15 protein-coding genes are annotated in these 11,544 nt (G+C 70.9%); 7 read left to right on the forward strand and 8 right to left on the reverse strand.

What is annotated here, in order from left to right; all coding sequences use genetic code 11:
- Positions 1–52: 52 nt before the first annotated feature.
- Positions 53–847, forward strand: a complete 795-nt coding sequence (gene ppgK / locus ACFE76_RS01420; protein ID WP_375429947.1) for a polyphosphate--glucose phosphotransferase — start codon at positions 53–55, stop codon at positions 845–847.
- Between the two features lie 76 nt (positions 848–923).
- Here ppgK and argS read toward each other — a convergent pair whose 3' ends face one another.
- Positions 924–2,561 carry an arginine--tRNA ligase gene (gene argS / locus ACFE76_RS01425; RefSeq protein ID WP_375429948.1) on the reverse strand — a complete coding sequence of 546 codons (1,638 nt, stop codon included), beginning with the start codon at positions 2,559–2,561 and terminating at the stop codon, positions 924–926.
- 47 nt (positions 2,562–2,608) lie between these two features.
- Here argS and ACFE76_RS01430 point away from each other — a divergent pair, with 47 nt between their 5' ends.
- From ACFE76_RS01430 to ACFE76_RS01440, 3 genes are read left to right on the forward strand one after another with little or no spacing between them, the layout of a single operon-like run.
- Positions 2,609–4,498 carry a glycogen debranching N-terminal domain-containing protein gene (locus ACFE76_RS01430; protein ID WP_375429949.1) on the forward strand — a complete coding sequence of 630 codons (1,890 nt, stop codon included), beginning with the start codon at positions 2,609–2,611 and terminating at the stop codon, positions 4,496–4,498.
- Positions 4,495–5,739 (forward strand): phosphotransferase family protein, encoded by a 1,245-nt coding sequence (locus ACFE76_RS01435; protein WP_375429950.1) that lies wholly within the window; start codon positions 4,495–4,497, stop codon positions 5,737–5,739. Before ACFE76_RS01430 ends, ACFE76_RS01435 begins: the two co-directional genes overlap by 4 nt.
- Before the next feature lie 31 nt (positions 5,740–5,770).
- Positions 5,771–6,139 (forward strand): nuclear transport factor 2 family protein, encoded by a 369-nt coding sequence (locus tag ACFE76_RS01440; protein ID WP_375429951.1) that lies wholly within the window; start codon positions 5,771–5,773, stop codon positions 6,137–6,139.
- A gap of 56 nt (positions 6,140–6,195) precedes the next feature.
- On the opposite strand, the gene ACFE76_RS01445 is transcribed toward ACFE76_RS01440, so the two are convergent.
- Genes ACFE76_RS01445 through ACFE76_RS01465 form a run of 5 tightly spaced genes read right to left on the reverse strand, consistent with a single transcriptional unit; the run spans position 6,196 to position 7,488 of the window.
- Positions 6,196–6,372 carry a response regulator transcription factor gene (locus ACFE76_RS01445; RefSeq protein ID WP_375430134.1) on the reverse strand — a complete coding sequence of 59 codons (177 nt, stop codon included), beginning with the start codon at positions 6,370–6,372 and terminating at the stop codon, positions 6,196–6,198.
- Positions 6,353–6,511 (reverse strand): hypothetical protein, encoded by a 159-nt coding sequence (locus ACFE76_RS01450; protein ID WP_375429952.1) that lies wholly within the window; start codon positions 6,509–6,511, stop codon positions 6,353–6,355. Before ACFE76_RS01450 ends, ACFE76_RS01445 begins: the two co-directional genes overlap by 20 nt.
- Positions 6,512–6,519: 8 nt before the next feature.
- A complete protein-coding gene (locus ACFE76_RS01455; protein ID WP_375429953.1) occupies positions 6,520–6,726 on the reverse strand; it encodes a response regulator in 207 nt (68 codons plus the stop codon).
- The gene (locus tag ACFE76_RS01460; RefSeq protein ID WP_375429954.1) at positions 6,726–7,163 is read right to left on the reverse strand and encodes an ATP-binding protein; all 438 of its coding nucleotides are present in this window, start codon (positions 7,161–7,163) and stop codon (positions 6,726–6,728) included. Before ACFE76_RS01460 ends, ACFE76_RS01455 begins: the two co-directional genes overlap by 1 nt.
- Entirely contained in the window at positions 7,111–7,488 is a 378-nt protein-coding gene (locus ACFE76_RS01465; RefSeq protein ID WP_375429955.1) for a hypothetical protein, read from the reverse strand. The genes ACFE76_RS01460 and ACFE76_RS01465 overlap by 53 nt, the downstream gene beginning before the upstream one ends.
- A 619-nt stretch (positions 7,489–8,107) precedes the next feature.
- On the opposite strand from ACFE76_RS01465, the gene ACFE76_RS01470 reads away from it, so the two are divergent.
- Positions 8,108–8,377, forward strand: a complete 270-nt coding sequence (locus tag ACFE76_RS01470; protein ID WP_375429956.1) for a hypothetical protein — start codon at positions 8,108–8,110, stop codon at positions 8,375–8,377.
- Positions 8,378–8,402: 25 nt separating this feature from the next.
- Here ACFE76_RS01470 and ACFE76_RS01475 read toward each other — a convergent pair whose 3' ends face one another.
- Together ACFE76_RS01475 and ACFE76_RS01480 are read right to left on the reverse strand one after the other, a co-directional pair.
- Positions 8,403–9,212, reverse strand: coding sequence for an Fpg/Nei family DNA glycosylase (locus tag ACFE76_RS01475; protein ID WP_375429957.1), 810 nt, complete (start codon positions 9,210–9,212; stop codon positions 8,403–8,405).
- Positions 9,213–9,242: 30 nt separating this feature from the next.
- Positions 9,243–10,133, reverse strand: a complete 891-nt coding sequence (locus ACFE76_RS01480) for a DNA-3-methyladenine glycosylase family protein (protein WP_375429958.1) — start codon at positions 10,131–10,133, stop codon at positions 9,243–9,245.
- 63 nt (positions 10,134–10,196) lie between these two features.
- Here ACFE76_RS01480 and ACFE76_RS01485 point away from each other — a divergent pair, with 63 nt between their 5' ends.
- The gene (locus ACFE76_RS01485) at positions 10,197–10,841 is read left to right on the forward strand and encodes a vancomycin high temperature exclusion protein (protein WP_375429959.1); all 645 of its coding nucleotides are present in this window, start codon (positions 10,197–10,199) and stop codon (positions 10,839–10,841) included.
- 191 nt (positions 10,842–11,032) lie between these two features.
- The gene (locus ACFE76_RS01490) at positions 11,033–11,527 is read left to right on the forward strand and encodes a hypothetical protein (RefSeq protein WP_375429960.1); all 495 of its coding nucleotides are present in this window, start codon (positions 11,033–11,035) and stop codon (positions 11,525–11,527) included.
- The last annotated feature ends 17 nt before the right edge of the window (positions 11,528–11,544 follow it).

Raw genomic sequence — 11,544 nt, forward strand, 5'->3', positions numbered from 1 at the left:
GTGACAGCCACCACCCTCCCCACGGGGATCCGCTATCGCTAGGCTGCCAGCCATGACCGACCAACCCGTGCACACGGCTCCCGTCCTCGGCATCGACATCGGCGGCAGCGGCATCAAGGGGGCTCCGGTCGACCTGACCACCGGGGACTTCACCGAGAAGCGGCTCCGGATCGCCACGCCCGCCGAGTCGACCCCAGCGAACGTCGCCAAGGTGGTCGGCGACATCGTCGACCACTTTGCCGACACCATCGGTAAGGACGGCCCGATCGGGGTCACCATCCCGGCCGTCGTCACCCACGGCCAGACCCGGTCGGCGGCCAACATCGACAAGTCCTGGATCGACGCCGAGGCGGAGAAGATCTTCGAGGACCACCTCGGTCGCGACATTTACCTGGTCAACGACGCCGACGCTGCTGGCGTCGCCGAGGTCAAGTTCGGCGCCGCCAAGGACCACCCCGGTCTGGTGCTGCTGACCACGCTGGGCACCGGCATCGGGTCGGCGCTGGTCTACCGCGGGGTGCTGATCCCCAACACCGAGTTCGGCCACCTCGAGATCGACGGTCACGACGCCGAGTCGCGTGCCGCCTCGAGCGTCAAGGACCGCGAGGACCTGTCCTACAGCCAGTGGGCCAAGCGGCTGCAGCGCTACTACGAGCGGGTCGAGGCACTGCTCTGGCCGGACCTGATCGTCATCGGCGGCGGGGTCAGCAAGGACTCGGACAAGTTTCTGTCCAAGATCAAGGTGCACGCCGAGCTGGTGCCGGCCAAGCTGCTCAACACCGCCGGCATCGTCGGCGCCGCCTGGCTCGCCAACGACCGGCGGCTGAACCCGGACCTGCTCAAGTAGGGCGACCGAAGGAGAAGCGCAACCCCTTCGGGGCCTTCGACAAGCTCAGGGCGCGTTTCCAAACGTGGTCGTTGGCCTACATCCGGTCGGGTGCGGGGATGCCGAGCAGGGTGAGGCCGGATCCCAGCACCTTCTTGGTCGCGGCACAGAGCGCGAGCCGGGAGTCGCGGACCTCGCCGTCGCTCTTGAGCACCGGGCACTGCTCGTAGAAGGTCGACAGGGCGCCGGCGAGGTCGTAGAGGTAGGTGCACAGCTTGTGCGGCTGCAGCGACTCCGCCACCTCGGCGACGACCTCGCCGAAGCGGGACAGCAGCAGGGCGAGCTGCTGCTCGGCGGGCTCGCCGAGCACGGTGACCGTCACCTGACCGGTGAGCCCGTCCGCCTCCGCCCGGCGCAGCACCTGGGCCATCCGGGCGTGCGCGTACTGCAGGTACGGGCCGGTGTTGCCGGTGGTCTGCACCATCCGGTCGACGTCGAACACGTAGTCCTTGTTGAGCCCGGTCGACAGGTCGGCGTACTTGATCGCCGCCAGCGCCACCGGCGGGGAGGCCTGTGCCTCGGCCGCGTCCAGCAGCGCCGTCAGCGGGACGGCGGTGCCCTCCCGGGTCTTGAACGGCTTGCCGTCCGGCCCGAGCACCATGCCGTAGCCGACGTGCTCGGCCCGGACGCCCTCAGGCAGGTAGCCCGCCTTGCGGCAGACCGCGAACACCTGGCCGAAGTGGTCGGCCTGCCGGGCGTCGGTCACGTAGATCAGCCGGTCGGCGTGCAGGTCGCGCACCCGGTGCCGGACCGCGGCCAGGTCGGTCGCGGAGTAGCCGAAGCCGCCGTCCCGCTTGCGCACGATCATCGGGGCGTTGAAGCCCTCGACGAAGGCACAGAGCGCGCCGTCGTCGATCACGGCCGCACCGGTGGACTCCAGCTCCTCGGCCACCACGGGCAGGTCGTCGTTGTACATCGACTCTCCTGCCAGGTCGTCGTCGGTCAGCAGCACGCCGAGCCGGGAGTACGCGGCGTTGAAGCCCACGAGGGACGACTCGATCAGCTGCCTCCAGATGTTGCGCGTCTCGAGGTCGCCGGCCTGCAGGGCGACGACGCGCTGCCGGGCGGCGGTGGCGAACTCCGTGTCGGCCTTGAAGTGGGTCGACGCCTGCTGATAGAGGTCGGCCAGCGCCGGTAGGTCGAGATCGTCGGGGTTGATGCCCTCGTCGAGGATCTCCTCGACCAGCATCCCGAACTGGGTGCCCCAGTCGCCGATGTGGTTCTGCGGGATGACCTGGTGGCCGACCGCGGTCAGCACCCGGTTGAGGCAGTCACCGATGATCGTGGTGCGCAGGTGGCCGACGTGCATCTGCTTGGCCACGTTGGGCGCGGAGTAGTCGATGACCACGACCTGCCGGTACTCACCGGGCACGATGCCGGCCGCCGGGTCGGCGAGCTGACCGGTCACCCAGTCGGCCAGCACCGACGACTTCAGCCGCAGGTTGAGGAAGCCGGGGCCGGCGATCTCCGGGGTCTCGCAGAGGTCGTCCAGGTCGAGCCGCTGGAGGATCGAGGCCGCGACCTCGCGCGGCGGCCGTCCCTCGCTCTTGGCCAGACGCAGCGCGACGTTCGACTGGAAGTGACCGAACTGGGGCTTGGTGGCCGGCCGCAGCTCGGGGTCGACACCGACGACGGCTTCGATCCGAGAGCTCAGCAGAGAGGGCAAAGAGGGCACGAAGAGGAAGTATCCCACCCTCGACGAGGGACTGGCAGGATTAACCGGTGCCCCAGCCCCGGCAACCCTTCCTGCACGACCTGGTCACGGTCTTTGCCGCACCGACGCAGGTGCTGTCGGCGTGGAGCGGCGAGATCGACCCCGGCAGCACCGGTCCGAGCGCGGAGGGCGTGCTGCACGCCGACGTCCGGGTGCTGAGCCGCGCGACGCTGACCGTCGACGGGCAGGTCGGTGAGCACATCGCCACCCGGGTCCGCGGCCGCGAGGCGACGTTCACCTCGCTGCTCCGCCAGATCGGCGCGGACCTCGGTGCGGGCCCGGACCCGCAGGTACGGCTCGACCGGGTGCGTCGGGTCGAGCCCGGCTCGGTGGCGGAGCAGCTGCAGCTGACGTCGGTGCTGCCCGGGCCGGTGTCGGTCGAGGTCGCCGTGACCTTCGCCGCCGACCTGGCCCTGATCGAGGCGATCAAGGTGGGTGAGCCGTCCGTCCCGCTTCCCTTTCCCGACAAGACTGAGGGTGAGCTGCTGGCTTGGGGCGGGGGCACCCTGTCCGCCACGCTGACCGCGACCGGGACCAGCCTGGAGCTCGCGCCGGACCAGCTCACCGTGACGGCCCGCTGGCGGGTCGAGGTGCCGGCGCACGGTCGGACTGAGGTGGGCTGGCGGCTGCAGGTGCAGGACGTCGGCGCCGCGGTGGCGGCCGCGGCACCTGCTCCGCCGGTCCCGTACGAGCAGCTGGTCGCGCCTGACGCTGACCAGCGGCTACGCCCGTGGCTCGAGCGGTCGCTGGCCGATCTGGACAGTCTGCGGATGGTCCGGCCTGAGGCCCCGGACGACGTGTTCTACGCCGCCGGCGCCCCCTGGTACCTGACCCTCTTCGGCCGGGACAGCATTTGGGCGGCCCGGATGGTGCTGCCGACCGACCTCGCGCCGGCCCGCGGGACGCTCCGCGCGCTGGCTGCGCTGCAGGGCAGCCGGACCGACGACGAGACCGCCGAACGGCCCGGCAAGATCATGCACGAGCTGCGCCGCGGGTCCTTCGCACTCGGCGACATGGCCCTGCCGCCGCTCTACTACGGCACCATCGACGCGACTCCGCTCTGGGTCTGCCTGCTGCACGACGCGTGGCGGGCCGGGCTGCCCGACGCTGAGGTGGCCGCGCTGCTGCCGAACCTGGAGCGGGCGCTGGCCTGGCTGACCGAGTCGTTCGACGCCGACGGGGACGGCTTCGGGGAGTACCTCGACGCCACCGGTCACGGACTGGCCAACCAGGGCTGGAAGGACTCCGCCGACTCGGTCCGGTTTGCCGACGGGAGCATCGCCACGGGTCCGGTCGCCCTGTGCGAGGTGCAGGGCTACGCCCACGAGGCGGCCCTCGGCGGCGCCGCGCTGCTCGACGCGTACGGCCGACCCGGCGGAGACCGGCTTCGCACCGGGGCCGCCGAGCTGGCCGTGCGCTTCCGGGCGTCGTTCTGGTGCGGGACGGGCGAGGACCGCTATCCGGCGCTGGCCCTCGACGGATCCAAGCGTCGGGTCGACGCCCTGACCAGCAACATCGGGCATCTGCTCGGCACCGGTCTGCTCGACGCCGACGAAGAACGGCTGGTCGCCCGGCACGTCTCGAGCCCGGCGCTGGACTCCGGCCTCGGTCTGCGCACGATGGCGGCGACGGACGGCGGCTACTCCCCGTTGAGCTACCACTGCGGCTCGGTCTGGCCGCACGACACGGCCATCGTGATCGCCGGGCTGGTCCGCGCCGGCCTGGGCGAGCACGCCGGCGGTCTGGTCGAGGGGCTGCTACGCGCCTCCGTGGCCTTCGACCAGCGGTTGCCGGAACTGTGGAGCGGCGAAGGCGAGCCGGTCCCCTACCCGGCCAGCTGCCGGCCCCAGGCGTGGTCGGCTGCCGCCGCGGTCGTCGTTGCGGAGGCCCTGCGGTGAGCGGCCCTGGGGCCGCGGCGGGCGTGGACCTGGTCGCGGCGGTCCGGGGCGGCCGACTGCTCGTGTCGGACGGCGCTTCCGGACCCGTGCTGCCGCGGGTCGAGGACAGCGACGGCTGGCTCGAGACGCCGAAGGTCGTCGCCACCGCCGGTGTCGCTTCGGCCACCGTGCTCGCCCCCGCCACCCGGCTCGGCGGCGAGCCGACCACGACGGTGCACCTGCTGGGCCTGCCGCTGGCCGGACCCGATCCCTCGATCGCCGACGCGTCTTGGCTCGACGTGGACGACCTCGACCGGCTCGCGCACCCGCCCGCAGTCGCGGCCGCGATCCGCACGGGGCTGGTCGAGTACGCGAGGGACGTGCCGTGGCCGCCGGGACGGCCCGCCTGGTACCGGCCCAGCTGGCCGGCGGAGCTGGACGGGTGGGTGGACGAGCAGCTGCCGCGGCTCGGGCTCACGCGCACCGGCGGGACCGTGGCGGTCAAGGTCTGGAGCCTGTCTGCGGTGGTCCGGATCCCCGTCGTGTCCGGCACCGGCGCGACGTCGGTGTACGTCAAGGCCACCTGCGAGCACTTCCGCGCCGAGCCGGCGGTCACCCGGCTGCTGGCGTCGTTGGCGCCGGAGGTGGTGCCGGACGTCCTGGCCATCGACGAGACCAGAGGCTGGATCTTGATGCGGCCGTTCACCGACGGCGACGGCGACGACGCCGAGCGGCCCGAGACCGCCCCGGTGGCCGCCTTCGAGCAGCTCGTCAGCGGCGGTCTCGAGCTGGCGCTGCTGAACCACGTCGAACGGCAGCAGGCGGTCGCACTGCTGCCGTGGGTGGCGCGCGAGCACGCCGCGCTCGCCGCCGTCGGGGTGCCGGACAGCCTCGCGCACGGTGACCTGCACCTCGCCAACTACGTCGCGGACAGCGCCGGGGTCCGGATCTTCGACTGGTCGGACGCTGCCCTCGCGTGCCCCGTGCTCGACGCGCTGATGTTGGCCCACGGCGGCGGTCTCGAGCACGAACAGGCCACCTTCGACGCGTACGCCGAGGTGTGGGCCGAACACCTCCCCGAGGTGGACGTGGCCGCGGCGCTGCGGCTCGCGGCCGTCCCGCACCTGGTCTACCTGGCCGTCTCGTTCGAGGGCATCTACCGCGACCAGGAGCAGCAGTCGCGCTGGGAGATGGCCGGCATCTGCGCCCGCCTGCTGCGTCGGCTCATCCTCCGCTGGACCGAAGCCGGCAGCCCCTCCTGACCGGCGGGCAGCACGTCCCTTAAGGTGCAGCATGGCCGATCCCGTACGCCGCTACTACACCGCGCTCGAAGCCCGGGCCTGGGACGAAGTGGAGTCCCTGCTGGCTCCCGACTTCGTCTACGAGCTGCCCCAGAGCCACGAACGCGTCCACGGAGTGGAGAACTACCTCCGGTTCAACCAGGACTATCCCGGGGAGTGGCACCTCGAGGTGGACCGGGTCATCGCCGATGGCGACCGCGAGGCGGCCGTGCAGCTCACGGTCACCTACGAGGGCGAGCCGATGGCCAACCTGTCGTTGCTCACCTTCGACGACGAGCAGCGGATCACCCGGATGGTCGACTTCTGGCCCGAGCCGGCCGAACGGCCGAGCGGGCGGCCGTACTACGTGGAGAGCGACTGACCCCGTACCAGCTATCCGCCGACCCCGACGACCGGCGCCCGGGTGAGGTGAGTGCGTCAGCGGTTCTCGAGGTAGGTGACCACAGCCAGGACTCGGCGATGGGTTGCGTTGTCGGCCGGTAGGGCGAGCTTGGTGAAGACCGAGCGAATGTGTGTTTCCACGGTCCGCTCGGAAAGCACGAGACGCTCGGCAATCATGCTGTTGGACAGTCCCTCAGCCACCAGTTCGAGCATCACGCTCGCGCTCCGACAGCGAGTCCAGCGCCGATCCGAACCTGGCGCGCACCAGTGCGTGGACGATCTCCGGGTCAAGCGCGCTGCCGCCTCTGGCCACACGCTCGGCCGCGGCGACGAAGTCCGTCAGCTCGATCACGCGGTCCTTCAGCAGACGGCGGCGGCGCCGTCACACTCCATCCGAGGCGGCATGCGGATGTCGATGACCGTCAGGTCGGGCTCGGCCTGCGCCACTGCATCGTGCAGGGCCGTGGCGTCGGCCACGGCCGCTACCACGTCGTGTCCCCGCTCAGAGATCAGGCGAACGAGTCCTTCGCGGAAGAGCACGGAATCCTCGGCCACCACGACCCGCATCAGAGCATCGCCATGATGGTCGTTCCGGCGCCCGGAGGACTGTTGACCGCGAGCGTTCCACCGACTGACAGGACCCGGTCCCGCAGGGCAGGAAGCGGAGCATCCGAGGGCATCCCACCGATCCCGTCGTCGGTGATCTCGACGGCGAGATCTTCATCTCTCGCGGCGATCTTGACCCTGACTCGCGACGCGCCGGCATGCTTCACGATGTTGACGACCGCCTCGGTGACGACGAGATATCGCCTGGCCCGGCGGGAGTCCCACCCGAGGCTGATCCTGGCCACGACCTCGCCGCCGGCCTCGAGAGCGAACCTGTCGGGGTCGGCAACGCTGCTTCCGTCCAGCCTGGCCCAACCGGACGGCGTCCGCACCTGAACGACCAGATCAACATCGTTCTGGACGGTTCGGAGTACCCCTTCGATCTCCTCCGTTGGCATCGCCCGGCCCGCACGTCGGCAGCGAACCGCTCGCCCTCGCTACCGCGACGAAGCGGTCGCGGTCGATGACCCGTCCGACCCGTCGCGCCACATATCGCTGCAGCGGCAGGAACACGATGGCCGCCACAAAGGCGGCCGCCGCACTATTCGGCCCGCCGCCGAGCGAGATGGCCTGACCCATGACCCACACGATCACGATCCCGGCCAGCAGCAACCAGCGGATCTGCTGTCGAGTACGTCCTGTTCCCGCACGATAGCGGACCACCAAAGGTGCGACCGCGAGAACCATGCTCGCGGCCAGCACGGTCATGGACAGATAGCCCACGCCCAGGCGCCACCCCGCTGGTTCCGGTCCGGTGACCCGTCCGCCGACCTGCGCCGATCTCCAGAGGGTGACCTGGAGCCCAAGCGCCGCCGCTACGAATGTCCGCGGCAGCGCGCGCCAAAGCCCGCCGGACCGTGGGCCGTCCGGGAAGATCAACAGAAGCGCGAAAACCCCGGCGAGGTTGAACGGCCAGAGCCCGGTCGACCACGGGACGTGCCCCAGCAGTGCATCGTGCAGGGAGACGGCGACGGCAGCGGCACTCCAACGCCACTGCTGGGCCCACCGGCGAGCGTGCATCGTGCCGCACAACAACCCAGCCGCCGACGACGGCGACGACCCCCGCGACGGAGACGACCAGGAGCTCCTGCGACCGCTCGACCGCGCCGGTGACCAGGCCGGTAGAGACGACCGAGGTGGCGGCGACCGTGAGCAGGCGAGGAGCGGTCAGCGGCACCACAGGATGATTTCAGAACGCGGTGGGCGGCGCTCAGTGCCAGCACTGGCGGGAAGGCGGCGTTGGCACCGAAGCCGCAGTGTGCCGATTCGGCGATGCTGACCCCACCACACACCGCCAACCTCGGGAGCACCCTTGAACGTCATCTTCACGGTCTTGTTCGCCTTGACGATCGGCTTCTTGGTCAAGCAGCGTGGAACCGCGATCGTCACCTATCGGGCGCTCGACGCGATCATCTTCACCATGCAGACCTTCAACGTCCTGCACGACAGCTGGCTCGACGACGAAGGACGTATCACGTTGAGCAACAGCGAAAGCTTGGCTTACTGCGGGGTCAACCTCGTGATCATCGCGGTCGGTGTCGGCCTGGTGGTGTTCGGAACGGTCGTCGCACGACGCCGTGCAGCCAAGAGCAACGCCGTCACGGTCGGCTGACCAGATTCGCAGCCCTTCGACAAGCTCAGGGCCCTTCGACAAGCTCAGGGAACAGGGGCTGGCAGCGCGGGCACCAGTAGCTACGGCGTTCCTGGCCGCGGGGCCCGAACTCCTCGGTGAGCACCGGTGTGCCGCAGCGCCGGCACGGCTGGCCCGGCCGCTCGAACACGTAGCGGCTCCGGCCGGCTCGCAGGTCACCGGTGGTCGACTGCTCGGTGCGCCAGCGGTTGGCGTAGAGCAGCAGCTGACCCCGTTGCAGCACCCGGCGGACGTTCGGGACCTGGCCGACGGGCGTCCGCGGGTGGAGGCCCTGCAGGAACAGCAGCTCGGAGCGGTACAGGGTGCCGATGCCCGCGAGGTTGCGCTGGTCGAGGAGGGCCTCGCCGATGGTCCGCTCCGGTTGGGCGCTCACCCGGCGGACGGCCTCGTCGAGGTCCCAGTCGGGACCGAGCAGGTCCGGCCCGAGGTGGCCAACGACGGTGTGCTCCTCCGCGGTCGGGACGAGCTCGACGACCGGTAAGCGGTACCCGACGGCGTCATGGCGGGCGGTGGCGAGCACCGCCCGGATCTGGAACTCCTGTCCCCCGCTCCAGCGCCGGCCGCGCTCGATGATCCGCCAGGTGCCCTCCATCCGAAAGTGGGTGTGCAGGGTGTAGCCGTTGTCGAACCGGAACAGCTGGTGCTTGCCCCGCGACACCACGGCCCGCACCGTCACCCCGGTCAGGTCCGTGGTGGCCAGCGTGGGCACCCGTAGCTCGCAGCGGGTGAGCTGCTGCCCGGCCAGCGCCTCGTTCAGCCGCTGGCAGGACCGCCAGACCGTGTCTCCCTCGGGCACCCGCCCATTCTGCCCGCCGGGCCCCGAGCGTCACGCCGCCAGCCGTCCCCCCAGCGCGCGGGCGCTGACCAGCACCCAGGTCCGGAACGGCCGCCAGCTCTCGGCCAGCTCTTCCAGCTCGACCACGCTCAGCTCGTGGTCGATGCCGTAGAGCTCCTCCACGGCCTCCCGTGCGTGCCCCTCGACCGCCAGCACGTCGGCGTGCCCGCAGCCGCGGACCACGATCAGCGAGCTGTAGAACGGACCGATGCCGGGCAGCTGTTGCAGCTCACGCTCGGCCTCGGCCGGGTCGAGCGCCCGTAGCCGATCGGCGCCAAGACGTCCCTCGGTGGCCGCACGGGCGATGGCGTGCAGCCGCGGAACTCGGTCGGCCGGCAGTCCGGGAGCGGACTCGACGGCGAGCAGCTGCGACGGCGTGGGCAGCGCGGCGACCCGCTGACCGGCGAGGTCGAAAGTCGTGCCGTACTGCTCGCAGATCCGCTGCCGCAGTGCGATGCCCTGACCGCGGGCCCTACGGGCACTGACCACCGACCAGACCGCCGCCTCGTACGGGGAGTAGAACAGCGCCGGCCGGAAGCCCGGCGCCACCGCGTGCAGCCGGGCCAGGACCGGGTCGCGTCGGCAGATGGCGTCGAAGGCTGCGCCGTCGTGGTCGAGCGAGATCACCCGCGCGACCTGGTGGGCGACGTCAGCCAACCGGTCCGGCGGACCGTGCACCGTGAGCTCCACCGTGGACCCGGACTGGCGGGCCTCCACCCCGACCGGGGTCTCGTAGTCGCCGTCAAGACAGAAAGCCATCCGCATCACCCCGTCGAACTCGCGTTCGTCGCGGTGGCCGAAGCCCATCAGCGCGACCTCGGCGAGGTCGTACGGTCCGGTGACGTCGAGCGACGTCGTCTGCACATCCGCAGTCGTGGTCATGGCTCCATCCTGCGACCAAGGACTGACAGTTTTGGGTCGTCCACAGGCTCGTACGCTGCCGGGATGAGACGCACCGCCCAGATCGTGCTGCTGGCCTTGCTGACCGGGGGCGTCGGGGCGCTGACCGCCGTCGCGGGGTCGGTTGCCTTCGTCCGCGCGCGGTCGGCCGGCCACTGCTACTCCGAGACGGATGTGCCCTCGGCTCCGGTCGCGCTGGTGCTCGGGGCGCAGGTCCAGCCAGACGGCACGCCCTCGCCGTACCTCGCGGCTCGGCTGGAGCTCGGCCGTCGGCTGCTGGAGTCGGGACGCGTGCGGGTGCTGCTGCTGACGGGCGACGCCGGAGCTCCCGAGCACGACGAACCCGCGGCGATGCGGGCGTACCTAGTCGCGGCGGGCGTGCCCGCTGAGCGGCTGGTGACCGACGCCCACGGCTACGACACCTACGACTCGTGCGTCCGCGCCCGCCGGGTCTTCGGCGTCGACCGAGTGGTCGTCGTCAGCCAGAGCTATCACCTGCCCCGCGCGGTGGCGACCGCTCGTTCGGTCGGGCTGGACGCGGTCGGGGTTGGCGACACCTCGGTCCGGCGGGCCAGTCGGGCCTGGATCCAGGGCCTGATGCGCGACCAGGTGGCGTGTGTCAAGACGGTGATCGACCTGGTGACCTCCCGCCAGCCCGTGCTCGGCGGGCTCGAGACCGCGTCTCGCTAGCGCTCGCTCCTTGAACCCTTGCGTCATCGTGTAATCATGTAATCACTGCAAGACGACGCGAGGAGATCGCTATGTGGCATGGAATGGAAGGACCGCACGGGCCGGCGGACGAAGGCGACGGACCGGGGCCGGGTCGGGGTCGTCGCGGACCGCGCGGCCGCGGTTTCGGACGACCGGGAGGCTGGCAGAACGTGGACTCCCCACCCGCTGACGACGCCCCCGCCTGGTTCGAGGGGCGGCTGCCGAAGGACTGGTTCTCTGACGTCACGGTGTCAGTGGACCGCGAGGAGATCACCGTCGTCGGCACGCTGGCCGACGACCCGGCGCCCGACCGGGCGACCGCCGAGGGACGCATCTCGCGCTTCCGCGCTGAGACCCGCGGGACCCGGATCCACATCGCCGAGGAGGCCGAGGCGCGCTACGGCCGCAAAGTCTCCTGGGGTGCTCGGTTCGGCGAGGTCGACACCCTGTTCACCAACGTCTCGGTGCCGGTGATGACCCGGTTGCGGCAGCCCGAGCGGCAGGTGCTCGACACCCTCGTCGACGCCGGCGTTGCCCGCTCCCGTTCTGAGGCGCTGTCCTGGGCGGTCAATCTCGTCGGCGAGCACGCCGACAGCTGGCTCGCCGACCTGCGGACAGCCATGCAGGAGGTCGACAAGCTCCGGTCCACAGGCCCGGAGCTCTGACGCCAAAGTAATTGCTG

The organism is uncultured Friedmanniella sp. (assembly GCF_964244005.1).
In the GTDB taxonomy this organism is placed as follows: domain Bacteria; phylum Actinomycetota; class Actinomycetes; order Propionibacteriales; family Propionibacteriaceae; genus Microlunatus.

Bases quoted from the DNA above. Each gene is read 5' to 3' on its own strand.
- ppgK (WP_375429947.1), top strand. From the start codon at position 53: ATGACCGACCAACCCGTGCACACGGCTCCCGTCCTCGGCATCGACATC.
- ACFE76_RS01440 (WP_375429951.1), top strand. From the start codon at position 5,771: ATGGCCGATCCCGTACGCCGCTACTACACCGCGCTCGAAGCCCGGGCC.
- ACFE76_RS01445 (WP_375430134.1), bottom strand. From the start codon at position 6,372: ATGCTCGAACTGGTGGCTGAGGGACTGTCCAACAGCATGATTGCCGAG.
- ACFE76_RS01455 (WP_375429953.1), bottom strand. From the start codon at position 6,726: ATGCGGGTCGTGGTGGCCGAGGATTCCGTGCTCTTCCGCGAAGGACTC.
- ACFE76_RS01460 (WP_375429954.1), bottom strand. From the start codon at position 7,163: ATGCCAACGGAGGAGATCGAAGGGGTACTCCGAACCGTCCAGAACGAT.
- ACFE76_RS01480 (WP_375429958.1), bottom strand. From the start codon at position 10,133: ATGACCACGACTGCGGATGTGCAGACGACGTCGCTCGACGTCACCGGA.
- ACFE76_RS01485 (WP_375429959.1), top strand. From the start codon at position 10,197: ATGAGACGCACCGCCCAGATCGTGCTGCTGGCCTTGCTGACCGGGGGC.